Origin of the sequence: Egicoccus halophilus (assembly GCF_004300825.1) — a bacterium.
Classification (GTDB): domain Bacteria; phylum Actinomycetota; class Nitriliruptoria; order Nitriliruptorales; family Nitriliruptoraceae; genus Egicoccus; species Egicoccus halophilus.
Genome location: NZ_CP036250.1, coordinates 3406966 through 3431842 on the forward strand (window position 1 = coordinate 3406966; position 24877 = coordinate 3431842).

Here is a 24877-nt window from a genome sequence, read left to right on the forward strand (position 1 = left end):
CGTTTCCCGTCTTCGCAGCCGACACCGATGCCGACCTGGACCTCCCCCCTGCAGCCGGACACCCTGGATGACAGGATGTCCGCATGGGACACGACAACGAACGACGACAACCAAGACCGCGCCGCAAGTTCTCCGACGAGTTCAAGCGCGACGCGGTCGACCTGGTGCTCACGACCGGCCGCCCGGTCGCGGAGGTCGCCGCGGAGCTGGGGATCTACGACTCCACGCTGGGCAACTGGGTGCGTCGCCACCAGGACGAACAGGCCGCCGGCAGCGGCATCGCACCTGACGAGCGCGCCAGATTGAAGGAGCTCGAGGCGGAGAACGCCAAGCTTCGGATGGAGCGTGATCTGCTCAAACGAACCGTGGCCTTCTGGGTGAAGGAGTCACCGCAGTGACGCGCTATCGCTGCGTGGCCGCCCGGAAGGCCGAAGGGTTCAACGTCAACGCTGCCTGCGCCGCCGCCGGTGTGTCACGCTCGGCGTTCTACGCCTGGCTCGAGCGCGGCGAGGGGCCGACCGAGGCGGAGTGGGACGAAGCGCGGCTGATCAACGAGATCCGTGATCTGCACGCCGCCTCGGACGGCACCTACGGCGAGCCGCGCATGACCGCTGAGCTGGTGGACAAGGGGTGGGTGCTCAACCGCAAGCGCACCGCCCGGCTGATGCGCCAGGAACGGCTGCAGGGCCATCGTCCCCGGCGTCGTCGGTCGTTGACCAAAGCGGATGAGGCCGCGCCGGCGATCGAGGATCTGGTCGGCCGTAGGTTCCAGCCGCAACTGCTCGACACCGTCTGGGCCGGTGACATCACCTACGTCCGCACCGGTCAGGGATGGCTGTACCTGGCCACCGTGATCGACCTGGCATCCCGGCGGCTGATCGGCTGGTCCATGGGTGACCGCCACGACGCGACGCTGGTCGTCGATGCGCTCGAGATGGCGGTCGCCGCCCGTGGGCGACGCAAGATGGACGGCACGATCTTTCATCACGACCGCGGCTCGGAGTACACCTCCGAGACGTTTCGAACCGCGTGCCGCGACCTGGGTGTCACCCAGTCGTGCGGGCGGACCGGCTCGTGCCTCGATAACGCGGTTGCTGAGAGCTTCTTCGCGACGTTGAAGGTTGAGCTCATCCACCGGCTGCACCTACCGACCCGAGCCGCCGCCCGCCGGGCGATCTTTGTCTGGGTCCATCGCTACAACCATCGACGGCGGCACTCCACGATCGGGATGATCCCGCCAGCCCTCTACGAACAGCACCAACGGCAGACCCAGTCGCTACCGTCGACGGTGGCCGCATAAGCCGGTGTCCGGCCCGCGGGGGGAAGTCCAACCGGTACCCGGCGGACACTAGCCCGCAAGAATCACCCCTATTGCGCCAATTCGGGAAAGTTCATCTTCAGTTGCCAGCGCGCCGCGACGGGGGGTCACCGTCGAGTCCTGCAATCGTGCGCGGAAAGCCGAGGTTGTTTCTCCCCACCCGCCAGGTTCCTGACCTCAGTGACTACTGATGTCAGTAGCCCCAGCGGGCTGCGACTATCCCCCAAGCGCTTCGAACACCAGCGCCTGTGCGCGCTCGTCACCATTGGCGTATGCCGTGGCGAGCGCAGCCAAGACGGCTTGATTGCTGAGTCCTTCACCGCGGGCTCGAACGACGAAGGCGGTGTGGACGTCACCGGGCAAGTCAACGGTGGCGCGCTTGGGCTTTCGGGTGGCGGCGTTCTGGCCGGCGCGGTCGTGGGACCGGTAGGCGGTGGGCTGCTTGGTCGAGGCGGCCGCGGCGAGGTCGAGCTTCTTGGCAGGCATCTCAGCTCCTGGCACTGGTCGGGATGGCGGTGAGGCCGATCTCGGCAGCCACATCGGCGAAGGCCGGATGTGCAACGTCGTCGCCGGCGGACTGGGTGATCGCCTCGCGCAGCGGCACCTCGGTCTCGAGGACCTCCCACCCGGTCTGCTCGAGGGCACCGCGGGCGTCGGCGGCCGAGCGTGTCGCGGCGCGTACGCCGCCGATGCGCACATAGCGCCATAGCGTGACCGCGCCGTGCCCTGTGGCCACTTGCGGTGTGGTGACGGCTGTGGATTCCACGCTCAGCCGGTTGCGGGTCGAGGGTACGCTCACCTCATGACCGAACACGCCCAGTCACTGCTTCGCGAGGCTCTCTCGCTGCCCGAGGCGGAGCGGGCCGACCTTGTTGCTGAGCTCTTGGTCAGCCTCGAGGGACCTCCTGAGGGTGACGACGTTGCAGTTGAGCAAGCGTGGGCGGAGGAACTCGAGCGGCGCGCACGACGGATCTCGGCGGGCGAGTCGCAGGGCCAGGCGTGGACCGACGTGCGTGACCGCGTTCGCCGGGCGCTGACGGACGGGTGAGTCGGCCGGTCACCTTCGAGCCGGAAGCGTCATACGAACTCGAAGCAGCGGCGCTGTGGTACGAGGCTCAGCGCTCCGGTCTGGGGCAGACGTTCCTTGCAACCGTCGACCACCTCGCCACCTGGCCGGAAGCTGGAGCATCGGTTCCCGGTGTGCCCGCGCACCTTGAGGTGCGCCAGATGCCTGTAGTCCGCTTCCCCTACCGCGTCGTGTACCTGGCCGCATCCAGGGAGCTGCGGGTCCTCGCGGTGGCTCACACGCGACGAAGACCTGGGTACTGGCGATCGCGCACCGAACCGTGACGATGTGCGGGCGGCTCTCGATGCAGTACCGCGCACAACCGCGGGATCGACCATTGCCGTACGTAACGTGTCGCGTTATTATTCGAGCGATGATCCGCAGCTTCCGCGACCGCGACACCGAACGCCTCGCTGCGCGGCAGCGGGTCAAGAGGTGGCCTCCTGAACTGAGCAAGGCTGCCCTGCGCAAGCTGCGGATGCTCGATGCCGCCGAGGAACTCATCGACCTGCGCGCCCCTCCCGGCAACCGACTCGAACGGCTGAAGGGCGACCGGCAAGGACAGCACTCCATCCGCATCAACGACCAGTGGCGCATCTGCTTCCGATGGGAGGCCGGCAACGCCTACGACGTCGAGATCGTGGACTACCACTAGGAGGTGGCCATGGAGACGAAGCTCCCACCCGTCCACCCCGGCGAAGTGCTCCTCGAGGAGTTTCTCGCACCGACCGGGCTGTCGCAGTACCGGCTCGCCAAGGACATCAGCGTCCCACCCCGTCGCATCAACGAAATCGTGCACGGCAAGCGCGCCGTCACCGCTGACACCGCCCTACGGCTAGCCCGCCGCCTCGGCACCACCCCGCGGTTCTGGCTCAACCTTCAGGCCCAGTACGACCTCGACGTCGAAACCGACCGCCTCGGCGACCGACTCGACCGCGAGGTCGCCGCGCACGCCAACTGACCCGAGCGCACATCGCCGTGACTACGTGCGCGTCGACTTCGGCGTCCGCCCGCACATAGTCATACCGGCGGTTGTGCACAGGTAAGTTCATCGCCTGCACTTGACTTCGTTCAGCTTCTACACTTACGCTCATGAAGCGACGTGACCTCATCAGACAGCTCCGCGACGCGGCCAACGACGCGGGTCTGGAGTTCGCGTCGTTGCGCAACGCCGGCGGTCACGAGGTCTTCTCACTCGACGGCCTACGCATCCCGATCCCGAACCACCGCGAGATCGCCGAAGGCACCGCCCGATCGATCATGCGGCAGGCGGCAGCCAAGCTCGGAGAGGAGTGGTGGAGGTGAGCACCTACCGCGTCACCGCAACCCGTGACGGCGACTGGTGGTCGCTCGTGGCGTACGACGTCGAGGGCCGCGAGGTCGCCTCGCAGTCACGCCGGCTCGACCAGGCGGATGCCGCGATCCGCGAGGCCATCGCGCTGGTCCTCGACATCGACGGTGATGCGTTCGAGGTCGACATCTCCCCGGACCTCCGTCGCGTCGACGTGTCCGACGACACGCTCGAGGCGCTTGAGTTGCGTCGTGCCCTGGCCGAGCTGAGCGACCGAGCGCGCCGCCGGACCCCTGCCGCGGTCGCCGAACTCCGGGCGGCGGGGCTGACCGTGCGCGATGTCGCGCAACTCCTCGGCGTGACGCCGTCGCGGGTCTCCCAGATCGAGAAGCAAGATCACCTGGCGAACTCCGCCTAACGCCCGTACTAACCATCTGCGTGTCAGTCGGAGAGCAGGTCGGCGTTCGAGGCGATGGCATCGTCGATCCGGCTGCGTGTGAGTGCTGCGGCGATCACGTAGGCCGCTGCGGCGACCGCGGCGGCGGCCATGAAGAACGGCGCTCGCAGTCCGGCGGAGCGTGCGAGAAGGCCGCCGGCGAGGGCACCCAGGGGTGCGGCCCCAAGCCCGACGACCCGCACGCCGGTGATGACGCGGCCGAGAATCCGTGCGGGCGGGATGGCCTGACGCAGCAACCGGGAGACGACGTTGTTGACGGCGATGGCGGCCGCGGTCAGAAACAGCATCGTTCCCACAAGGATCGGCCCACGTGCCAGGCCGACCGCCGCACTGGTCGCGGCGTTGACGTCGATGGCGGTGAGCATGACCTGCCGCCGGTGGAACCGAGCCACCAGCCGGCTGGCGGTGAGCGCGCCGAGCAGTCCGCCGGCGGCAGCGACAGCGAGCAGGATGCCGAAGCCGAACTCGGAGATGTCGAGCAGTTCGGTGGCGAACAGCACCATGATCGACCACATCGCCGCGGCGCCGAAGTTCGCCAGCGCCGTCGCTATCGCGATGGCCCGAAGGGGAAGACCCCCCATGGGCAGGTGGTGTTTGAACGACACGGTTGCCAGCAGCGGCGTTCCTCTGAACCACGCAGAGAGGCCTGCTACTCGGGTTGACCGGAGCGGTTCCGCCGAGGTGAGACCGGCAACTGTGCGCGGGTGCGGCACCGGCTGCGCTTCTGCGGCGGCGCGCAGAACGGGGACTGCTGCGCGGGTGCGGGCCGGTGGCCGAGGCGAGCGCCGCAGCCGCCAACTATGCGCGGACCGGCGACGCCGGCGCTTCCGCGGAAGCGCTCACAGCGGGGATTTTGGTGCGGACCGCGTGGGCTGTCGGCGCTTCCGCGGGAGCGTTCACGCGCGAGGCGTTCGGCGATGAGCGGGCCGCGCCGAGGGCGTGGCCGTCGTCGCCCGAGCGGGCGATGATCTCCTGCCGCAGCGGTAGGCCGTCGCCGCCGCGCAGACCCGGCACCTCCGCGGAACGATCCGGTGCCGGCTCACGTGCCGCGCAGCAGCGCCTCCAGGGTGCGGGTTCCCACGGGCAGCCCATGTGCGTCGTAGTAGGCGAACATCGCCGTCAGCCACGGGTGGTCGCCCGGGTCGGCGATCCTGGTGGCCTCGAGCCCTGCTTCGGCGGCCAGCTCGGCCACGGACGCACGACGGGTCGCGAGTTCGTAGGTCGCACCCTCGTGCCCGGGCCGGGTGAGCACGAGGGACGCCGCGGCGCCGAGATCGTCGAGGTCCAGGAACCCGAACGGGGCGTCGACGTCGTAGGGCACCTCGACCGGACCGCGGGACAGATCGAGGTTCTGCAGGTACGCACCGGGCTGCAGGATCGTCCATGCCAGACCGGAGCGACGGACCAGGTCCTCGCCCTCCGCCTTCCCGAGGTGATGCGGCATGGCCGGGGCGTAGGGGGCGGCCACCGAGTGGTAGACGACTCGCCGGACCCCGGCGCTGGTCATCGCACCGAGGGCGCGATCGACGTAGCCGGGCTCGTCCGGATGCAGGTTCGGGGCGATCACGTACGCGGCGTCGCAGCCGTCCATCGCGCCGGCGAGGTCCGGCCAATCGGCGCGGCCCAGCGCCACCGCGTCGTCGAGACGGGCGCACACGGCTCGCCCCGTCTTCCCGTGCCCACCGATCACGGCCACGCGCGTCACGTCTGGTCCTTCCTCCGTACCCCGGGCGGAGCCCACGGCCGTGTGCATTGCGGGACGTCCGTGCGGACCGCGTGGGCGGTCAGCGCCCTTGCGAGCGCTCTCCGGCGGCGAGGCGTTCCGAGACCAGGCGTGCGGCGCCGAGGGCGCGGCCGTCGTCGCCCGGGCGGGCGATGGTCTGCAGCCCCAGCGGGAGGCCGTCCCCGCCGCGCAGACCCGGGACCGCCACCGTCGGCGTGCCGAGCAGCGTCCACGGCCGGCACAGCAGCGGGTCACCGGTGGTCGCCGCATCGGGCGCCTCGCCCAGCACGCTCGGGGCGAGCCACACGTCCAGCTCACCGAACGCCGCATCCAACTGACGGCGACACGACTCGCGCAGAGCGACCGCCTGGTCGAACTCGTCACGCATCCGACGGGCGTCGTCGAGGTAGGCCCGTAGCCGCGCACTCAGGCGCGAGCCGTGATGCTCGATCTCGAACGCCAGCGCGTCGAGCACCTCGACACCCATGACCACCTGTTGCGCGTCGACCAGCCCGGCGAATTCGGCCGGCAGTTCGACCTCGACCACGTCGAGGTCGCCGGCCAGCGCCTCGACCGCCGTCTCGATGCGGCCGCGTTCGCCCCGCTCGACCTCGTGCCACCACGGTGTGCGGACGAACCCGATCCGCGGCCGCTCGCCGAGGTCGACCGGCCGGAACCGTTCCGGGTCGTCGGCCATCACGCCGAGCCCGACGGCGATCCCGTCCACGTCGCTGCCGAGCAGGCCGACCGTGTCCAGGCTCGGCGAACACAGCTTCACGCCGTCGAGCGGCACCGCCCCGAAGGTCGGCTTGGCGCCGAAGACGCCGCAGAACGACGCCGGCCGCACGATCGACCCGGCGGTCTGGGTGCCGATCGCCAGCGGCACCTGCCCGGCCGCGACCGCGGCCGCCGACCCGCTCGATGACCCGCCCGGCGTCCGGGAGATCCCGTGGGGGTTGCGGGTCGGACCCGGCTGGAACAGGGCGAACTCGGTGGTGACGGTCTTGCCGACCACGACCGCCCCGGCCGCCCGCAGGCGGGCGACCGCGACCGCGTCGGCGTCCGGTTCGTTGCCGGTGTAGATCGGCGATCCGTGCCCGGTCGGCTGGTCGGCGGTGTCGACGATGTCCTTCACGCCGACCGGCACACCGTGCAGGGGGCCGCGCCGTTCGGGTGGCAGCGCGTCGAGGACCCGGGCCCGCTCGAGCACCAGTTCGGCGTCGAGGTGGACCCACGCCTGCAGCTGCTCCTCGCGGTCGGCGATGGCGTCGAGGCAGCCGCGCACGACCTCGACGACGGTGATCTCGCCGGCGTCGAGGCGGCGGCGCAGCTCGGCGACCGATGGCACGGTGGCGGTCACGGGCGCAGACGGCGGCCGACGAGCACGCCGGCCAGCGCGATCAGCGCGCCGAGGCCCACCGCAGCGAGCAGTTCACCGAAGCGGCCGGGCGCGGCCGTCGCCGCCGGTGGCCCGCCGAAGACCTGCCCCACCGCAGGCGACCCGGACGCCGGCGACCCGGCAGCCGGCGACGCGGGCGCCGTCGACGCGGGCGCCGTCGACGCCGGGGCGGTGGCGGTGGCGGCCGTGGTCTCACCGGCGACCGGCTCCGGCGCGGCCGCGGCGGGCCCACCCTGCAGGTCGCGCTCGACCGCGGCGAAGAACTCCCCGGCGGTCTTCTTGGCGACCCCGACGATCATGCGCTGGCCGACGCCGCCGATCATCCCGCCGACCACCGCATCGGCGTCGTAGGTGATGCGGGTCGCGCCGTCGTCGGTCTCGTCGAGGGCGATCTGCGCCTCGGCGCGGATCGTGCCCGGCGCACCGGCACCCTGCGCGTGCAGGCGGTAGCTGGAGGGCGTCTGCTTGTCGCGCAGCTGCACCTGGCCCTGGTAGGTGCCCTTGACGCTGGCGACCCCGGCGGTGATGGTCGCGGCGTACTCGTCGTCGCCGGTGACCTCCAGCGCCTCGCAGCCGGGGATGGTGCGGGCGAGCACGGCGGGGTCCTGCAGTGCGTCCCACACCTGCTGGCGGGGGGCGGCGAGGGTGTACGAACCGGTGACCTTCACGCGGCACCTCCTGCGGTCTGGCGCAGCTCGTGCAGCTGCGAGGGCGAGATCGGCATGGCCCGCACCGGCACCCCGGTGGCGTCCTCGATCGCGGCGGCGATCGCGGCCGAGCCGGGGATGACGCCGGCCTCGCCGGCGCCCTTGATGCCGAGCGGGTTGAGGGGCGAGGGCGTCTCGAGGTGGTCGATCTCGACCGTCGGGACCTCGGTGGCGTACGGCATCAGGAAGTCCATGAACGAGGCGTTGAGCAGCTGCCCGTGCTCGTCGTAGGCCATGCGCTCGTACAGCGCGCCGCCGACCCCCTGTGCGACCCCGCCGAGCACCTGTCCCTGGACGATCTTGGGATTGATCAGGTTGCCGCAGTCGTGCACGACCGCGTAGCGCAGGATCGAGATGTCGGAGGTGGCCGGGTCGACCTCGACCTCGACGGCGTGCATGCCGTTGGCGAAGGTCGAACGGACCGGCGAGTAGTAGTCGGTCCCCTCGAGGCCGGGTTGCTGCCCCTCGGCGACCGGCGGACGGTCCGGGTCGCTCGGACCGGCGAACTGCGTCGCGGCCTTGGCGTGCTCGTCGAAGGCGTAGCGCAGCGGGTTCGACAGCGTCGAGAGCATCGACAGGGGCAGGCCGGTGCCGGGACTGCCGACGACCTGCACCCGCCCGTCGGCGAGCTCGAGGTCCTCGACGTCGACCTCGAGCGCGTCGGAGGCCAGCTGCAACGCCTTCTCGCGGACCTTGGTCGCGGCGAGGTGCACGGCGTTGCCCGACATCACCGCGGCCCGGGAGGCGAAGGTGCCGACGGCGTAGCCGAACCGGCGGGTGTCGCCGGTGACGACCCGGACGTGCTCGAGCGGCACGCCGAGCTCGTCGGCGACGATCTGCCCGAACACGGTCTGGTGGCCCTGCCCCTGGGTGCCCAGGCCGGTGGCGACCTGCACCGTGCCGTTGGGCTCGATCAGCACGTGGCCGCCCTCGTAGGGGCCGACCCCGGTGCCCTCGACGTAGCAGGCGAGCCCGATGCCGAGCAGGCGGCCCTCGGCGGCGGCCGCCGCCTTGCGCTGCGCGAACCCGTCCCAGTCGACCAGCGTCCTGAGCTTGTCGAGCGAAGCCGGGAAGTCGCCGGAGTCGTAGGTGTAGTCGCGCCCGTCCTGGAAGGTCAGTCCGAACGCGTAGGGCATCTCGTCGGGCTGGATGAAGTTGCGCTCCCGGACGAGCGCGCGGTCGAGCCCGAGCTCGGCCGCGATCGCGTCGACGGTGCGCTCCATCAGGAAGCAGCCCTGCGGACGACCGGCGCCGCGGTAGGGCGAGACCGGCGTCTTGTTGGTGTAGACGCTGCGGAACCGGACGCGGTAGTGCTCGATGCGGTAGGGCCCGAGCAGCTGCGTGGAGGTGATGATCGGAACGATCAGGCCGTAGGGGATGTAGGCCCCGTGGTCGTGCAGGAAATCGACGTCGAGGCCGAGGATGCGGCCCTCGTCGTCGAAGCCGACCTCGACGTGCTGGACCTGGCCGCGTTCGTGGTTGGCCGAGACGAAGTGCTCGTGCCGGTCCTCGGTGAACTTCACCTCGCGTCCGAGCAGCCGGGCCGCCCACGGCACCAGCAGCTCCTCGGGCCACGGGTGCATGATCTTCACGCCGAAGCCGCCGCCGACGTCGGGGACGACCACCTCGACCTGGGCGAAGTCGAGTTCGAGGAAGGTCGCGATGGCGGCGCGGACGCTGGTCGGCGCCTGCGTCGAGGTGTGCACCCGCAGCGAGGCGTCGTCGGCGTCCCAGCGGGCGTGCACCCCGCGGCCCTCGAGCGGCGTGGAGGCGGAGCGTTCGATGTCGAGGCGCAGCCGCAGCCGGTGCGGCGCCGACGACAGGGCCTGTTCGGCGTCCCCGATGGTCTGGGTCAGCTCGGCGGCGACGTTGCCCGACACCGCGTCGTGCACGTCGGGTCCGCCGGTGACGGCCGACTCGATGTCGACGACGGCGTCGCGGACCTCGTAGTCGACCCGGATGCGGCCGACGACGTCCTCGGCGACGTAGCGGTCGGTGGCGACCACCATGACGATCGCCTCGCCGACGTGGTTCACCTCGCCGTTGGCCAGCGCGTACTGGGTCACCGGGGCGGTCAGCGACGGGTGCGGGATCAGCAGCGGCAGCGGCTGCTGGAGCCGTTCGGGCAGGTCCTCGAAGGTGTAGATCGCGACCAGCCCGTCGACCTCGATGGCGTCGGTCACGTCGACGTCGAGGATCCGGGCGTGGGCGTGGGGGCTGCGGACCATCGCGACGGCCAGGGCGTCGTGCCCGAGGTCGTCGAGGTAGCGCCCCTCGCCGCGCAGCAGGCGCGGGTCCTCGACACGCGCGACGGAGGCACCGAACTGGCGCGTGGTCACGGTCGCTCCCCCGTCGTGTCGGCGTGCCCGGGCCCGGACGGGACGACGTGCCGGGCCCGCGGGTCGGCCCCCGAGTCGCGCAGCGCGCCGGCCGCCTGGCCGACCGCGTCGACGATGCCGGCGTAGCCGGTGCAACGGCACAGGTTGCCGGCCATGCCCTCGCGGACCTCGTCGGGATCGGGATCCGGGTCGTCGGCGAGGAAGCCGCAGGCGCTCATCACCATGCCGGGCGTGCAGAACCCGCACTGCAGCCCGTGGCAGTCCCGGAACGCCTGCTGCACCGGGTGCAGCGTGCCGTCCTCGGCCGCCAGTCCCTCGACGGTGGTGAGCGTCGCGCCGTCGACGGCGACCGCCAGCGTCAGGCACGAGCGCACCGGCTGGCCGTCGAGCAGCACCGTGCACGCGCCACAGACCCCGTGCTCGCAGCCGACGTGGGTGCCGGTCAGGCGCAGGTCGTGGCGCAGGAAGTCCGACAGCAGCCGTCGGGCGGGGACGGGCACGCTGCGGTGGACGCCGTTGACGGTCACGGCGACCTCGTGCAGTTGGTCGGTCATGCCGGCACCTCCAGGTCGGTTCGCGCGTGCACGGCGGCGCGCCCGAGCGCCCGCTCCAGCAGCACCCCGGCGAGGTGGCGGCGGTAGGCGGCCGTCGCGTGGATGTCGTCGTCCGGGTCGAGGGCGTCGCGGGCGGCCGCGACCGCGTCGTCGGTCGCCAACGCGTCGGCGGGCTGGCCGACGAGCGCGTCGAGGGCGACCACCGCCGGCAGCGGCCCGACACCGAAGAACGCGGCGCGGGCGGACGCCACTCGGGCGTCGTCGTCGAGGGTGACGCGTGCGATCACGCCGGCCAGCGCGTAGTCGCCGTGCCGGCGGGCCAGTTCCTCGACGGCGTCGCCGGTGCGGGGGGGTCGGACCGGGAAGCGCACGGCGGTGGCGAGCTCCCCCGGCCGCAGCGCCGACTCGAGCGGCCCCTCGAACACGTCGGTACCCGCGACGGTGCGGGTGCCGGCGGTCGAGCGGATCTCCAGCTCGGCGTCGAGCAGGGCGACCACGGCGGGCAGCTCAGCGGCCGGGTCGGCGTGGACGACCGAGCCGACGCTGGTGCCCCGGTTGCGGATCACCGGGTGGGCGACCAGCCGGAGCGTGTCGCCCAGCAGCGGCAGGGCGGCGGCCGCGTCGGCGTCCTGCTCGAGCCGACGATGGGTCACACGGGCGCCGACCTGCACGGCGCCGTCCGTGACGGTCAGCTCGTCGAGTGCGGCGAGGTGGCGGATGTCGACCAGCGCGGCCGGCGCGACCAGGCGCATGTTGAGCAGCGGGACGAGGCTCTGCCCACCGGCGAGCACCTTCGCGTCGCCGCCGAGCTGGTCGAGCAGGTCGAGCGCCTCGTCCATCGAGCGCGGGGCGTGGTAGGCGAAGGCGGGCGGCTTCACGTGGCGTGACTCGTTCGCATCCGCGGGCTCCCTGCTCCGACGAGCGTCCGACGCTAGCGAACGGCCATCCCGACCGTGGTCGTCAACCTCTGCCGAATCAGCCGGGGGCGCGCTGTGCGACCGTGCCGAGACCTCGGGTCGACGTGCTGGCCGGCGTCGCGTCGCTGCTTACGGACCACCCGGCCGGGGTCGGCGGGATCGCGGTGCACCCGCTGCCTCTAGCGTCGCCGGACGACGCCGTGCCGAGGGGGACGTTCGTGCTCGTCGACGAGGTGGCCACGTGGCTGCGAGATGCGGACCGGGTGGTCGTGTTGACCGGCGCCGGCATGTCGACCGCGTCGGGCATCCCCGACTACCGCGGCCCGCAGGGCGTGTGGACCCGGGACCCGGCCGCGGAGCGACGATCGTCGATCGACGTGTGGCTGACCGAGCCCGACACCCGCCGCGACATCTGGCGCGAACGCCTGGCCGGCGCCGGTCTGCGGCCGCGGCCGAACGCGGCCCACGTCGCGCTGGCGGAGCTCGAACGGCTCGGTCGGCTCGACACGCTGGTCACGCAGAACACCGACGGCCTGCACCAGGACGCCGGCAACGATCCCGACCGGGTCGTCGAGATCCACGGGACCAACCGGTTCGTGCACTGCCTCGACTGCGGCGACCGCCACCCGATGCCCGCCGTCCTCGAACGGGTCGCGGACGGCGACGACGACCCGCACTGCACGCGGTGCGGTGGGCTGCTGAAGGCGGCCACGGTCTCGTTCGGGCAGCCGCTCGACCCCGCCCGGTTGCAGCGGGCCCACGACGCCGCCGTCGGCTGCGAGGTGTTCCTGGCGCTGGGCACCTCGCTGGCGGTGCATCCGGTCGCACTGCTGCCGCGCACGGCGCTGGAGGCCGGCGCCCGGCTGGTGGTCGCCAACGCCGAACCGACGCCCTACGACCGGGTCGCCGACGCCGTACTGGCCGACGACCTGGTCGAGGTCGTGCCGGCGCTGGTCGAGCGGGTCCGCGCGACCAGCGCCGGCTGAGGGCTCACCGGGCGCCGGCGCCGACCGGGACACGCGCCGGCGGGACCGGCCGGTCCGCCGGCGGGCCGGTGACGGTCAGCTCGACGCTGGCCAGCTGACCGTCGGCCTCGACGACGAGCTCGACCCGACCCGGACGCACGGCCGTGAGTTCCAGGGTCTCGGGGTCGAGCACGGCCGCGACGGGCCGGCCGGGCTGGATCGGCGTGGTCGGGTCACCGGCGAGCGCGAGGCCGCGACCGCGCCAGGTCACCGTCGCCGGCGCCCGCAGCGGGAACGACCGTCCCTGGGTGAGCGCCCCACGGGCGTGCAGCTCCACCGTCTGGCCGGCACGCAGGGTGGTCGGTGCCTCGAGCTCGAGCCCCTCGACCAGCGGGTGCAGCGCGACCTCGAGCCACGGGTCGTCGGTGATCGAGGCGTTGCCGCCGGTCGCGGTCGGGTCGACGCCGTAGAGCGCCCATCCGGAGAACCCGCCGGCGTCGGTCGGCCCGTAGATCTTCGCCCCGGCCGGCGGCACGACGTGGTACGGGACCCCGTCGACGCGCCGCAGGTCGGCGACGTGGGCGTGCCCGGCGATGTAGGCCGCGCCCTTGCCGCCCGAAGCGGTGCGGAACTCGGTCAACCAACGCTCGAGCAGCGCCACCTCGCGGCGGTCGGTCAGCTGGCTGGCGGCCTGGGGGTTGGGGTCCACGGTCGGGTGGTGGCCGATGACCACGACGTGCTCGACGGCCGGGTCGGTCGCCGCCGCCTCGAGCTCTTCGCGCAGCTCGACCAGACCGGCGAAGTCCGACCCGCGGAAGGTGCCGAACGCGGTGTTGGCCAGCACGAAGCGCACGCCACGGTGGTCGACGACGTGGCGGCCGGGACCGAACTCGGCGGAGAAGGCGTCGAGGTTGCCGGTGCCGTAGTGCTCGTGGTTGCCGGGGAGGTAGTACCAGGGCACGTCGTCGCCGAGTTCCTCGTCGAGGACCTGACGGGCGAGGCGCATGTCGGCGGGGTGGCCGAGCTCGGTCAGGTCACCGGCGATGACGATCAGGTCGGGGTCGGCGGTCCTCGCGGCGCGCAGCGTACGGCGCGCGAGCTCCACGTTGATCCCCTGCGGGTGGGCGGCCTCGAACTGCGAGTCGGCGACGACGGCGAACGTCCAGCGCTCGCCGGCGACGTCGCGTCCCTGCACGAGCAGCGGGTCCGCGGCGCGGGCGACGCTGGGCACCTCGACCGTCGTCGGCACCCGGGCGACGAGGCCGGACACGCCGATCTCGCCCTGGTACTGGGCGGCCGGACGGGTCTCGACCGGGTACAGGTCCCGGAACGAGATCGGGTACGCGACCCCGTCGGGGATGGTGGCCTCGACGTAGCGCCAGCCGGTCCAGTCGATCTGGGCGGCGTAGTTGATGGTGTGCAGCGTCCCGGCGGCGTCGACGATCCGGCCACGCAGCCAGGCGCCGTTCCCGTCACCGTCGATCCAGACCCCGAGACGTTGCGGCTGCCCCTCGATCTCGACGTACGGGGACCGGCCGAGGTAGGCGGCGCGGGTGGCGGTGTCGCGGGTGAAGTCGTAACCGAGTCGCAGCACGTCCTGCCCGGTGGGTCCGCCGCCGCCGACGCGCAGGGTCACCGCGGCCCGGGCGTGCGTGGTGGTCCAACCGGCGGTGCTGGTGGTGTCCGCGATCGTGGCGTCGGCGAGCCCGACGGTGACCGGGACGTAGGCGAGCGTGTCGGCGGCCGCAACGGTCGCCAGCGTCCCGCCGGCGTCGACCTTCGCGGTGATGCGGAAGCCGTCGACCGTCGGGGTGACCTCGGCCACGTCCGGGTCGGCGAGGGTGACGGTCACGTCGGCGGGTTCGATGCGGGCGCGGGTGCCGTCGGCGTCGAAGCCGTCGACGACGACCACGGTCGACGCGTCCGCCTCGGCCAGCGACGCGCGCCCCGGCACGACCTCGATCCGCTCGAGCGGGTCGAGGACGTCGAGGTCGAGGGTGGTGGTGACCGGACCGTCGGTGGCACGCAGGGTCGCCGGACCGGACGTGCGACCGGTCACGACACCGTCGGTGGTGACGGTGGCGTGGTCGCCGTCGACCGCGAACACCGGGGTGGTGGTCGCCGGCGAGAAGGTCTCGTCGTGGCCGACGGCACCGAACGTGCGCGACAGGCCGGGAAAGACCCGGGTCGGGTGCTCGACGTCGACCGCCGGCTCGATGCGCAGGCCGGTGAGCTCGCCGCTGCCCGGGGCCACGAAGACGCCCAGGCCGTTGGGGGTCGACCGCTCGACGCCGTCCGAGGGCGCGTTGAACAGTCGCGGCTCGCCACCGGGGTGACGGGCCAGCATGGTGCTCGACCCACCGCCGTCGAGGTTCAGGCCGCTGTGCGCGCCGAACTCCTGCAGCAGCCGGCCGGTCTCCTCGATGGTGGTGCCGCGGCTGGCCTCCTGGCGGCCGTCCACGGTGAGCAGGAACAGGGTGCGACCGTCCTCGCTGACGCCGACGGCCGTGCGGGGGTGCACGGCCGTGTCGGTGGAGCGGACGACCGCACCGTCACGAAGCAGTACCTGGTTGCCACCGACGGCGGCGGTCAGGCGGCCGTCGGGCTCGACCCGCGGGCCGTACTCGACCGCCACCGGGTCCCCGACGACGAGGCCGGCGAGCGCGTCGGCGCCGGCGTCACGCCCGATGAGCACGAAGCCGTCGACCGGCACGGCCGCGTCGGTCACGGCGGCCCCGGTCGCCACGACACGCCCGTCGGCGACCACGACCTCGTGGACCCGCGCGGCACCGGAGGCGACCCCGGCGCGGGTGGCGGTGCCCCAGGCCCCGGTGAACAGCGCGATGCCGTTCGCGGCGAGCTGGTGCTGGTTGAAGCCCGTCAGCGTCCGGGACGTGCCGTCGGGGAGGGTGACGCGACCGTCGAGGAACACGTCCACGACGCGGCCGAGGCGGTCGTCGGTGATCCCGAACGCCCGCGATCGGTTCGGGACGCCGCCCTTGACGAGCTCCCCGTCCTGCACCGCCGGGCCGATGGCCGCACCCGTGTTGTTGATGTCGAAGAAGTCGCCGTTGACGCCGGCGACCGCGCCGGCACGCGCCGCCATGTCCGACAGGCGGGCGGTCCCGGCGACCGCCCCGCTGGTCAACAGGTCGACCGACACCCGCTCGTCAGCGAGGTCCACGCGCAGCAGGTCCCCGCGCAGCCAGCCGGCCGGGTCGAGGCGCTCGAACTCGGTGAGCTCGACCCCGGGGGCGACCTGGTGCCGCTCCTCGGCGACCGGGATGGTGGTGGGCGACGCGGCGAGCGACGACAGCTGGGCGGCGGGCGACCACCACGCGTCGGAGGTCGTGACCCGCTCCTCGAGCGGATCGGCGGCGGCAGCCCCGGCGAGCGGACCGCCGACGGTCGCGCCGGCCAGGGCCAGCAGGGCGAGCGGACGCGTCCACCGCGCCCGTCGGAGGTTCAAGGGAGGACGTTCGGCACGCACGCCGACACCTTTCGATCCAGATTTCCGGCGGGCAGCAGGCGTCGCCGGGAGCCGGCGCACGCCGGTGCGCTGCCGGAACGCCGGGGACGCTAGGCAGGACGGGTGACTCCCCCGTTGCCCCGAGGTGACGGTCAGCCGGACGTCGGGCAACGGCACGCCCGCCACCGGACGAAACCCGAGCATGTCCGACCTGCTGCCCCGGATCGCTTCGCGCACCGCCGGACTCCGGTGGCGGTCAGTTCGGCAGCGGGCGTTGTCGAGACCGGCCCGGCACACGTGGTGACAGCGGACGCATCTCGACGGTCCGGCCCGGCGGTCGCGATGCGTACCTCTCGACCCAACATCCACGCCGGTGCGACGCACGTGCGTCGGAAGCCGGTCCTGTGCAGATGAGCACGCACGGATCGGCGGTTGCGGCGGCGCTGAGCGTGATCCGTGCGTCCGCGCGTCGGGCGGTGCGGACCAGGACGCACGGACGGCTCCGGCGAGGCCCTGCCCGCGGCGCCCGGGCGACCCACCGCCGCAGGTGCACGATGCCGTGGTCGCGGAGAGGGCCGGGCCCGGCCGTGTTGTCGGACTTGTCCGCAGCGCTGACCGGCCGAAGTCAGGCGGCGGCGACCTCGGCGAGGCGGTCGAGGAGCGCAGCGAAGTCGGAGCCCTTCTGCAGGCAGGCGTGGGCGCCGAGGTCGAGCACCTGCTGGCACAGGCGCTCCTCGGCGAACCCGGTGAGCACCACCACCCGCGGGCGTGCCTGCCGGTCCAGACGGGTGAGCACCTCCAGCCCGTCCATGTGCGGCATCGCCAGGTCGAGCAGCAGCAGGTCCGCGTCGGTCGCCGCGACCTGGTCCAGCGCCTGCTGCCCGTCCCCGGCCTCCGCGGCGACCTCGAAGCGCCCGTCACGCTCCAGCAGCAGGCACAGCAACCGCCGCAGCGTGGCGTCGTCGTCGGCGACCACCAGGCGCCAGCTCACGTCGCCCCCGCCGGATCCGGACGCTCACCGGCGACCGACGCCGGATTGGCCGGTGCGACACGGGCCAGGTCACCGGGCGCGAACGGACCTCCGTCACTGGCGGCGCCGGTGAGCAGGCCGGTGACCAACTGCTGCGCGTCGCGGGTCGTGCGTCGCACCAGGGCGATGCCCTCCTCGACCCGGTCGAGCTCGAACGCGAGCCAGGCGGCGCACAGGCCCTGCACGACGTTGTCGTTGAGCTCGATGGCGCGACGCTGATCGGTCAGCGCCGCCTCGAGCCGCTGGCGGTCCGCCTCGGCCCGGCGTTCCTCGGTGACGTCCTGCGTGGTGCCGAACATGCGCAGTGGCCGACCGTCGTCCCCGGCCACCACCTCGCCACGTGCCTGGACGACCCGCTCCTCGCCGTCGGGACGCACGATCCGGTAGGTCAGACCGCGGGGCCGGTCGGCGCCACGGCTGACGAGGTCCACGCGCTCGGCGACCAGGCGGCGGTCGTCGGGGTGCACCAGCTCGAGGCTGCGGGCCATCGAGGCCGGCTCGCCCGGCGTCGCTCCGACGATGCGGCGGTACTGCGGCGACCAGGTCACGACGTCGTCGCGGATGTTCCACTGCCAGCTGCCGATCTCGGCCAGCTCCTCGAGTTCGGCCAGCCGCCGGTACGACTCGACCTGGTCGCTGATGTCCCGCCCGTGGACCACCACCCGCGAGGACGCGCCGACGGGGATCATCGTGGCCGCCGCCACACGACGTCCCTCCGCCAGTTCCCGCACGGCCTGGTAGGTGAGCGGCTCTCCGGTGGCGAGGACCTGCCGTGCCCGGCCGACCACGTCGGCGAGGTCGGAGTGGGTGTAGAGCTCGCTGCCCCGGCGACCAGGGAGCGACACCCCCTCACCGATGGCGTCGGTCGCGGCCTGATTGGCCGCGACCACCAGTACGTCGTCCTCGTCGCCGAGGACCTCGAGGAGCACCACGAGGTCGCTCATCGCCTCGAACAGCGCAAAGCCCGCCGCCGCCAGCTCGTCCACCTCGGCCCCGACCCCGGTGCGGCCGTCCGCTGGCCGCGATGCACGGCAGCGTAACGCGCGCGAGGCCGCGCAGGGCCGGCTTCGCCCGGTGGGCTCAGCTGGCCGCGAGCGCGGCGACCGCCTGCACGAACGCCTCCATCGGCGGCTCGACCAACCCGGCGCCGACCTGTCCGACGCCTGCCTCGCGACCGGCGATGCCGGTGTTGACCGCCGGCACGATCCCGGTGCGCACCACCCGCGTCGCGTCGATGCCGACCGGCGTGCCGCGGAACTCCAGGATCGGGATCTGGTAGTGCGGGTGCTCACCGAGCGCGAGGTCGTACATGGTCCGGGTCGCCGTCAGCGCGTCGCCGACCTCGCCACCGACGAACCGCACGATCGCGGGCGCGGCCGCCATCGCGAAGCCACCGACACCGGAGGTCTCGGTGATGGTCGAGTCACCGATGTCGGGGTTGGCGTCCTCGGGCCCGTAGTCCCCGAGGAACAGCCCGTCGGGCACCTGCGCGGGTCCGGTGAACCAGCGGTCCCCCGTGCCCGACACCTGGATGCCGAAGTCGGTGCCGTTGCGGGCCATCGCCACCACGACGGTGCAGCCGGGCAGGTCCCGGGCCGGGTCGACGGCGGCCTTGCCGGCGGGCATCCCGAGGTTGAGGAAGAAGTGTTCGTTGCCGTTGATGAACCGCACCACGTCGGCGAGCTCCGACGGGTCGATCCCGGCCTCGAGCAGCGGCGGCACGACCTCACGTACGAACAGCGCCGAGGCGGCGCGGTTGCGGTTGTGCAGCTCGTCGCCCATCTGCAACGCCTGCACGATCAGGGCGCGCAGGTCGAGCGACCCGAGCCGGCCGACGGCCGCGTCCATCGCAGGCGCCAGCACCTGCTGCATCCACTGCAGCCGCTCGATCACCTCGGGGCCGTAGGCGCCGTAGCGCAGGACCTTGCCGAGACCCTCGTTGAGGGTGCAGTAGGCCCGGTTGCCGAAGGCGCCGTTCTCGACCGCGAACATCGGCATCGACGGGCTCACGACGCCGGCCATCGGTCCGACCGCCGCACGCGAGTGGCACGGCGCGAGCTCGAGCTCACCGCGCTCGGCGATTGCGATCGCCTGCTCGGGTGTGTCGGCCATGCCCTCGTAGAGCATCGCGCCGATCAGCGCACCACGCAGCGGGCCGCTCGCCCGCTCCCAGGTGATCGGCGGACCGGCGTGCAGGAACTGCCCGGTCTCGATCCCGACGGCGTCCCGGGCGGTGGTGATGCCCACCCAGTGCGGCTCGGCGGCGGTGATGCGCTCCAGCGCCGTCGCGTTGGCGTCCGCGGTGCGCGGGTCGGCCGCGATGCGGGCGAGGTCGGCGGCCGCACCGGCCGGCGGACGCCAGTCGACGGGCACCGGGGCGACGCCCTGGTCGCGCAGGCTGGTCTCGAACAGCTCGACGCCGGCGGTCACGATCGTCGGCTCGGCCGACAGCAGCCGGGCCAGGGGTGAGGTCTCGGTGGTCATGCGCGTCCTCCTGCGAGCTGCACGGCCGTGCGGGCCGCGGCGGCGTTGCTCAGGTGCACCGACGCGCCGGCCTCGACCAGCGCGGCGGCCTGCCGGTCGCGGTCCTGCGGGTCCCCGACGGTCCCGCACAGCGAGACCACCACGGCGAGGTCCTCGCCGGAGGCGATGGCATCGGCGATCGCCGGGGCCAGCTCGGCCGCCGGATCCGGATGGGCGCCGTGGCCGAGCACGACGTCGAGCAGCACCACCCGTCCCCCGGGCCGGGCCGCCTCCGCCGCGAGCCGTTCGAGCCGCAGCCGCTGGTCGATCATCGGGTGCGGACGCCCGAGGGTGAACTCGTCCTCACCGAGGTCGACGAACACGTGCCCGGGCGTGTCGAGCCCGTCGGTCAACGCGAGGTCGTCGGCGAGCGGGATGTTGGAGCGCACGGGCGCCTCCAGGGCGGCGGCCGCGATGACCATCGCCTCGTCGCGCAGCGTCCCGCCGGCGAACAGCCCGCGCAGCTCCGTGTACGGACCGGGCCGGTCGGTCGGCGCGGGCCACTGCGCCGGCTCGCCCGCCTCCCGACCGAGCGCCGTCGCCACCTCGGCGGCCGCCGCCGTCAGGTCGGGGGCGTCGGGTCCGAGCAGCGCGAACACGACCGGGGTGTCGAGGTGCTCGGCGACCCGTCGGACCTCCGCGGCGACCGTCGGGTCGGCCGGCTTGGACAGCACCACCACCACCTCGGTGGCCGGGTCGGCGTCGAGCGCCGCCATGGCCTGCTGCGTCGAGCGACCTCCCACGGCGGCGGACAGGTCGCGCCCGCCCACCCCGAGCACGTGGCTGGTGCCGATGCCGGCGTCGTCGAGCAGGCAGGTCAACTGCTGCGCGCCCGTGCCCGAGGCGGCGACGATCCCGACCGGGCCGGGACGTACGACGTTGGCGAACCCGAGCCCGACCCCGGACACGATCGCGGTGCCGGCGTCGGGCCCCATCACGAGCACACCCTGCTCGGCGGCGGCGGTCTTGAGCGCGACCTCCTGCTCGACCGGCACGTTGTCACTGAAGACCATCACGGACACCCCGGCCCGCACCGCGTCCATCGCCTCGACGAACGCGTGCTCGCCGGGCACCGACACCAGGGCGAGGTCCACGTCGCCGGCGCGGACCGCGGCCGCCACGGTCCGTGGCGGCGGGGCGTCACCGAATCCGGCCGAGCCCGTGCCCTGGCTGGCGGCGAGGGCGGCGTCGACCTCGGCCCGGGCCGCCTCCAGGACGGCGTCGTCGTCGGTCCGGATGGCGACGAGCAGATCGTTGGGACCGGCGTCGGGGACGGCGAAGCCCATCGAGGCCAGGACGTCGAGGTTGAGCTCCGTGGCCATGGCGACCAACGCCTTGTCGACGCCGTCGACGTCGGCGACACGCCGGCTGACCTGCAGCAGGCTCACGGAGTCGTGGTAGACGCCCCGGCGGACGTCGAGGTGATCGGCCATCAGCGGGCCTCCTGGCGGGCGGCGAACGGAGCGGGCGTGGTGGGGGTGGTCGTGGTCGTGCCGGCGGCGGCGGCGAGGACCAGGCGGGTACCGGCGAGCAGGCCGACGCCCAGGTCCCGACCGGAGGTCGCGCCCACGGCGAGCAGCGCCCCGACGGCCTCGGGCAGCGGGCCCGTGCCGGTGAGGCCGTGCAGCACCGCGGCCGCCGGTGCACAGACCTCGCCACGGCGGGCGTGGTGGAGCAACCCGGCGGAGATGGCCGTGGTGGCGCTGGGGGCACGCCCGACGACCGTGTCGGCCGCCCGTCGTACCCGCGCGACCAGCGCTGCCGTGTCGGCACCGCTGGCGGTCAGCGCCGGCGCCAGGCGGTCGACGGCGGCGAACAGCCCGCACAGCAGGTCGTCACCGGTCGGCGTCAGGCCGGGACCGAGACCGAGCAGGGCGACGGCGTCCGCTGCGGCGGACGGCTCGTCGTGGGCCAGGGCGGCCGTCAGCCGGTCCGTCCGTGCTGCGGTGTCGGGCGGCAGCGCCGGTGCGGTGGCGGCGAGCAGCGCTGCGAGCTCCTCGGCCCGGGTGTGCAGGCGCGCGGCCGCGACCGGGGCCAGCGCCGGTCGTGGCGACCACCAGCGGCGGACGGTGACGGTCAGCCCGGGCAGCTCGAGGCGGCCGTGGCCGAGCCGGCCGACGTCGGCGGCGGCGAGCGTGGCGAACGGCCGGGCGGCGGTCGCGACCGCCAGCGCGAGCGCGTTGGGATGGTGCACGCCGTCGGCCGTGGCCACGGCGAGCACCCGACCGCCGACGTCGAGGTAGGTCGCGGCCGGGAAGCAGGCCAGGACCCGCACGTCGGTGGGCGGGCCGGTCACGAGGTCATGGACGGCCTCGCTCGCACCGGCGCCCAGCACGCTCGGAGCCGGTGCGGCCGACCCGCGTGCCGGGCCCGTCACGCCGGCACCACCTGCGTGCCCGCCCGTCCGTGCACGACCGCGACGATGTGTTCGAGGGCGCCGATCGCGGCCCGTTGCCCGGTGCGCTCGACGAACGCGCAGGCGGCGGCGACCTTGGGACCCATGGAGCCGGCACCGAACTGTCCGTCGTCGGCGTGGGCGCGCAGCTCGGTCACCGTCACCGTCTCGAGCCACCGCTGCCGCGGCGTGCCGAAGTCGACCGCGACGCCGGGGACGTCGGTGAGGATCACGAAGGTGTCGGCGTCGATCTCCTCGGCCAGCAGCGCCCCGGCGAGGTCCTTGTCGATCACCGCCTCGATGCCGTGCAGCGGCCCCTCGCCGTCGTCGACGACCGGGATGCCGCCGCCGCCGTTGGCGACCACGATGGCCCCGTCGTCGAGCAGCAGTTCCACCGCGGCCCGGTCCACCGACCGGCGGGGCTGCGGCGAGGGCACCAGCCGGCGCCAGCCGCGGTCCGGGTCGGCGAGGAACCGCAGCCCCTCGCCCTCGCGCCGGGCGACCTCGTCGCCGTCCTCGAGCCATGGGCCGATCGGCTTGCTGGGGGCCTGGAACCCGGGATCGTCGGCGTCGACCAGCACCCGACTGACGACCGGGACGACCGGCTGGGCGATCCCCCGCCGGTCGAGCTCGTGCGTCAGCGTGTCGGCGATGGTGAAGCCGATCGTGGCCTGGGTCTGGGCCACGCACCAGTCGAGCGGGACCGGCGGCACCACGTCACGGGCGAGTTCGTTCTTGATCAGCACGTTGCCGACCTGCGGCCCGTTGCCGTGCGTGAGCACCAGGGCGCTGCGCCCCTCGGTGACGAGTTCGGCGACCTGGCGCATCGTCGCCCAGAGCCGCTCGGTCTGCTCCGCAGCCGTGCCGGCGCCCTGGGGGGCGATGGCGTTGCCGCCGAACGCGAGCACGGTACGCGGTTGCAGGACGCCGACCTCCCCGGATGGTGGCGCGAGCCTACGAGGGGGCGGTCCGCAGCGGCTTCGGCGACTTCCACCGAGGCGTCCACCCCTCGCTCGTCACATCCCGACCACCGACGCTGGCGCGGATCGTCGCGACGGGTCCGGGCTCGCGGCCCCGGGAACGACCGGGGCCGCGCTCGTGGCGCGGCCCCGGTGACGATCCACGAACTCAGCGGCGACTGCGCGAACGCGCGCCGTCGCGACGGTGGGAACCCAGCGGATTGGTGACGATGCCACGTTCCTCGGGGGTGCCCGGGATCAGGTTGTCGAGCAGGATGCCGAGCACGGCCGCGACCGCGATCGCGTTCGACCCGATCGAGGCGACGAACGTGGTCGCCCAGCCGATGCCGAAGAAGCTGAAGTCCGCGGCCGCCTCGCTGCCGAAGTAGGCCGGGAACGCCAGGCCACCGAACAGCAGGAAGCCGACGATCATCAGGTTGCGCTGCGAGTCCATGTCGGCCCGTCGCAGGTTCGACAGCCCCACCGCGGTGATGAGGCCGAACAACGCCAGGTACACGCCACCGACCACGGGGATCGGGATCGTGGCGATGATGGCCCCGATCGGTCCGATCAGGCCGAGCACGACCAGCACGCCGGCGCCGATGAGCACCACCGAGCGGCTCGCGACCCGGGTGAGGCCGACCAGGCCGATGTTCTCCGAGTACGACGTCGAGGAGAACCCGCCGAACACGCCGGTGAGCGCGCAGCCGATGCCCTCGGCGCCGATGCCGCGGTTGATGGTGCGCGCGTCGGGGTCGCCGACGCCTGCGATGCGCGAGATCGCGTGGTAGTCGCCGAAGGACTCGATCGACGAGGCCAGGTAGGCGGCCAGGATGGCGACGATGAACGTGAAGTCGAAGATCGGCGTGCCCCACGGGAAGATCAGCCCGCCGCCACCGACCTCGAAGCCACGGAACGCCGGCGCGTCGGCGACGGCCGCGAAGCTCACGGCGGCGGCCGAGCCCTCCTCGAACACCCCGAGGGCGGTGGACACCAGCGCGATCAGGTACGCCGCGAGGACGGCGAGCAGGATCGGGAACAGCGAGAACAGCCGGACCCGCGGCGCCAGCGCCAGGGCGAACAGGAAGATCAGGCCCAGCGTGGTCAGTGCCAGCGGCCAGTGCTGGCCGGAGTTGTCGGCGGCGGCGCCGAACAGCGACAGGCCGACGAGCGCGATCACCGGACCGATGGTGATCGGGGTGATGAAGCGACGCAGCACCCCCATCAGTCCGCCGTAGCCGAGGATCAGCGGCATCAGGGCCCCGACGATGACCATGCCGGCGATGACCTGCATGCCCTCGGCACCCTGGTAGGTGGCGGCGATGGCGAAGAACGGTCCGAGGAAGGCGAACGACACCCCCTGCACGATCGGCAGGCGACTACCGATGGCGACCTGGACCGCGGTGGCCACCCCGGAGGCGATGAACACCGAACTGATCAGCACGGCGAGCTCGGCTCCCTGGAAGCCGAGTGCGCCACCGATGATGAACGGCACCGCGATCGTGGCGCCGAACATGGTCAGGACGTGTTGGATCCCGAGCCCCACCGCCTTGGGCAGTGGCTTGGGGGTCTCGTCGAGTCCGTAATTGAGCCCTTCCGGTCGGACGGGCGCTCCAGCACTCATGTGCTCCCTCTTCCTGCGGCCATGCCGCGTCGCTGGCGGGGGGCCCGCCAGGTCCCCTTCTCGGTGTCGCCCGCACCCCTCCCAGCGGCACGGCGACGGTGGAACCCTACGTCCTGCTCCGGACACTGTCCGGTCGAACGC

At 73.1% G+C, this 24877-nt stretch carries 25 protein-coding genes; 8 read left to right on the top strand and 17 right to left on the bottom strand.

Features of this window, described 5'->3' with window-relative positions:
• Positions 1 to 83: 83 nt before the first annotated feature.
• Positions 84 to 398 (top strand): transposase, encoded by a 315-nt coding sequence (locus ELR47_RS15460; protein WP_130648066.1) that lies wholly within the window; start codon positions 84 to 86, stop codon positions 396 to 398.
• Positions 395 to 1300 (top strand): IS3 family transposase, encoded by a 906-nt coding sequence (locus ELR47_RS15465; protein ID WP_165404127.1) that lies wholly within the window; start codon positions 395 to 397, stop codon positions 1298 to 1300. The genes ELR47_RS15460 and ELR47_RS15465 overlap by 4 nt, the downstream gene beginning before the upstream one ends.
• 234 nt (positions 1301 to 1534) lie before the next feature.
• Here ELR47_RS15465 and ELR47_RS15470 read toward each other — a convergent pair whose 3' ends face one another.
• Together ELR47_RS15470 and ELR47_RS15475 are read right to left on the bottom strand one after the other, a co-directional pair.
• On the bottom strand, positions 1535 to 1804 hold the full coding sequence (locus ELR47_RS15470; protein ID WP_130650699.1) for a hypothetical protein: 270 nt from the start codon (positions 1802 to 1804) through the stop codon (positions 1535 to 1537).
• 1 nt (position 1805) lies between these two features.
• Positions 1806 to 2132: a hypothetical protein gene (locus ELR47_RS15475; protein ID WP_130650700.1), complete on the bottom strand. Its 327-nt coding sequence runs from the start codon at positions 2130 to 2132 to the stop codon at positions 1806 to 1808.
• On the opposite strand from ELR47_RS15475, the gene ELR47_RS19445 reads away from it, so the two are divergent.
• The 5 genes from ELR47_RS19445 to ELR47_RS15505 all read left to right on the top strand — a co-directional run bounded on the left by ELR47_RS19445 (position 2121) and on the right by ELR47_RS15505 (position 4093).
• Positions 2121 to 2366: an addiction module protein gene (locus ELR47_RS19445; RefSeq protein ID WP_130650701.1), complete on the top strand. Its 246-nt coding sequence runs from the start codon at positions 2121 to 2123 to the stop codon at positions 2364 to 2366. The two genes, ELR47_RS15475 and ELR47_RS19445, sit on opposite strands and share 12 nt — an antisense overlap.
• Before the next feature lie 391 nt (positions 2367 to 2757).
• Positions 2758 to 3039, top strand: coding sequence for a type II toxin-antitoxin system RelE/ParE family toxin (locus ELR47_RS15490; protein WP_130650703.1), 282 nt, complete (start codon positions 2758 to 2760; stop codon positions 3037 to 3039).
• 9 nt (positions 3040 to 3048) lie between these two features.
• On the top strand, positions 3049 to 3345 hold the full coding sequence (locus ELR47_RS15495) for a HigA family addiction module antitoxin (RefSeq protein WP_130650704.1): 297 nt from the start codon (positions 3049 to 3051) through the stop codon (positions 3343 to 3345).
• A 131-nt stretch (positions 3346 to 3476) separates the two neighbouring features.
• Positions 3477 to 3689 carry a type II toxin-antitoxin system HicA family toxin gene (locus tag ELR47_RS15500; RefSeq protein ID WP_130649563.1) on the top strand — a complete coding sequence of 71 codons (213 nt, stop codon included), beginning with the start codon at positions 3477 to 3479 and terminating at the stop codon, positions 3687 to 3689.
• Positions 3686 to 4093, top strand: coding sequence for a helix-turn-helix domain-containing protein (locus ELR47_RS15505; RefSeq protein ID WP_130649562.1), 408 nt, complete (start codon positions 3686 to 3688; stop codon positions 4091 to 4093). Before ELR47_RS15500 ends, ELR47_RS15505 begins: the two co-directional genes overlap by 4 nt.
• 23 nt (positions 4094 to 4116) lie before the next feature.
• Here ELR47_RS15505 and ELR47_RS15510 read toward each other — a convergent pair whose 3' ends face one another.
• The 7 genes from ELR47_RS15510 to ELR47_RS15540 all read right to left on the bottom strand — a co-directional run bounded on the left by ELR47_RS15510 (position 4117) and on the right by ELR47_RS15540 (position 11732).
• Positions 4117 to 4713 carry an MFS transporter gene (locus ELR47_RS15510; protein ID WP_130650705.1) on the bottom strand — a complete coding sequence of 199 codons (597 nt, stop codon included), beginning with the start codon at positions 4711 to 4713 and terminating at the stop codon, positions 4117 to 4119.
• A 458-nt stretch (positions 4714 to 5171) separates the two neighbouring features.
• Positions 5172 to 5837, bottom strand: coding sequence for an SDR family oxidoreductase (locus ELR47_RS15515; protein ID WP_205745312.1), 666 nt, complete (start codon positions 5835 to 5837; stop codon positions 5172 to 5174).
• Between the two features lie 79 nt (positions 5838 to 5916).
• Positions 5917 to 7215 carry an amidase gene (locus tag ELR47_RS15520; protein WP_130650707.1) on the bottom strand — a complete coding sequence of 433 codons (1299 nt, stop codon included), beginning with the start codon at positions 7213 to 7215 and terminating at the stop codon, positions 5917 to 5919.
• Positions 7212 to 7922: an SRPBCC family protein gene (locus tag ELR47_RS15525; RefSeq protein ID WP_130650708.1), complete on the bottom strand. Its 711-nt coding sequence runs from the start codon at positions 7920 to 7922 to the stop codon at positions 7212 to 7214. Before ELR47_RS15525 ends, ELR47_RS15520 begins: the two co-directional genes overlap by 4 nt.
• A complete protein-coding gene (cutA, locus tag ELR47_RS15530; protein WP_130650709.1) occupies positions 7919 to 10300 on the bottom strand; it encodes an aerobic carbon-monoxide dehydrogenase large subunit in 2382 nt (793 codons plus the stop codon). The genes ELR47_RS15525 and cutA overlap by 4 nt, the downstream gene beginning before the upstream one ends.
• Positions 10297 to 10854 (bottom strand): (2Fe-2S)-binding protein, encoded by a 558-nt coding sequence (locus ELR47_RS15535; protein WP_130650710.1) that lies wholly within the window; start codon positions 10852 to 10854, stop codon positions 10297 to 10299. The genes cutA and ELR47_RS15535 overlap by 4 nt, the downstream gene beginning before the upstream one ends.
• Positions 10851 to 11732 (bottom strand): FAD binding domain-containing protein, encoded by an 882-nt coding sequence (locus tag ELR47_RS15540; RefSeq protein ID WP_130650711.1) that lies wholly within the window; start codon positions 11730 to 11732, stop codon positions 10851 to 10853. Before ELR47_RS15540 ends, ELR47_RS15535 begins: the two co-directional genes overlap by 4 nt.
• Positions 11733 to 11971: 239 nt before the next feature.
• Here ELR47_RS15540 and ELR47_RS15545 point away from each other — a divergent pair, with 239 nt between their 5' ends.
• Positions 11972 to 12757 (top strand): SIR2 family NAD-dependent protein deacylase, encoded by a 786-nt coding sequence (locus ELR47_RS15545; RefSeq protein WP_205745313.1) that lies wholly within the window; start codon positions 11972 to 11974, stop codon positions 12755 to 12757.
• A 4-nt stretch (positions 12758 to 12761) separates the two neighbouring features.
• Here ELR47_RS15545 and ELR47_RS15550 read toward each other — a convergent pair whose 3' ends face one another.
• From ELR47_RS15550 to ELR47_RS15585, 8 genes are all read right to left on the bottom strand, one after another.
• Positions 12762 to 16226 (bottom strand): phosphodiester glycosidase family protein, encoded by a 3465-nt coding sequence (locus ELR47_RS15550; protein WP_130650712.1) that lies wholly within the window; start codon positions 16224 to 16226, stop codon positions 12762 to 12764.
• 604 nt (positions 16227 to 16830) lie between these two features.
• Positions 16831 to 17196 (bottom strand): response regulator, encoded by a 366-nt coding sequence (locus ELR47_RS15555; protein ID WP_130650713.1) that lies wholly within the window; start codon positions 17194 to 17196, stop codon positions 16831 to 16833.
• Entirely contained in the window at positions 17193 to 18221 is a 1029-nt protein-coding gene (locus ELR47_RS15560; protein WP_130650714.1) for a PAS domain-containing protein, read from the bottom strand. The genes ELR47_RS15555 and ELR47_RS15560 overlap by 4 nt, the downstream gene beginning before the upstream one ends.
• Before the next feature lie 94 nt (positions 18222 to 18315).
• Complete coding sequence (locus ELR47_RS15565) at positions 18316 to 19719, bottom strand: YlbE family protein (RefSeq protein WP_130650715.1); 1404 nt, start codon at positions 19717 to 19719, stop codon at positions 18316 to 18318.
• Positions 19716 to 21191 carry an FdrA family protein gene (locus ELR47_RS15570; protein WP_130650716.1) on the bottom strand — a complete coding sequence of 492 codons (1476 nt, stop codon included), beginning with the start codon at positions 21189 to 21191 and terminating at the stop codon, positions 19716 to 19718. Before ELR47_RS15570 ends, ELR47_RS15565 begins: the two co-directional genes overlap by 4 nt.
• On the bottom strand, positions 21191 to 22135 hold the full coding sequence (locus ELR47_RS15575; protein ID WP_130650717.1) for an oxamate carbamoyltransferase subunit AllH family protein: 945 nt from the start codon (positions 22133 to 22135) through the stop codon (positions 21191 to 21193). Before ELR47_RS15575 ends, ELR47_RS15570 begins: the two co-directional genes overlap by 1 nt.
• Positions 22132 to 23061, bottom strand: coding sequence for a carbamate kinase (locus ELR47_RS15580; protein WP_205745314.1), 930 nt, complete (start codon positions 23059 to 23061; stop codon positions 22132 to 22134). Before ELR47_RS15580 ends, ELR47_RS15575 begins: the two co-directional genes overlap by 4 nt.
• Positions 23062 to 23281: 220 nt before the next feature.
• Entirely contained in the window at positions 23282 to 24736 is a 1455-nt protein-coding gene (locus ELR47_RS15585) for a uracil-xanthine permease family protein (protein ID WP_130650719.1), read from the bottom strand.
• Positions 24737 to 24877 lie beyond the last annotated feature (141 nt).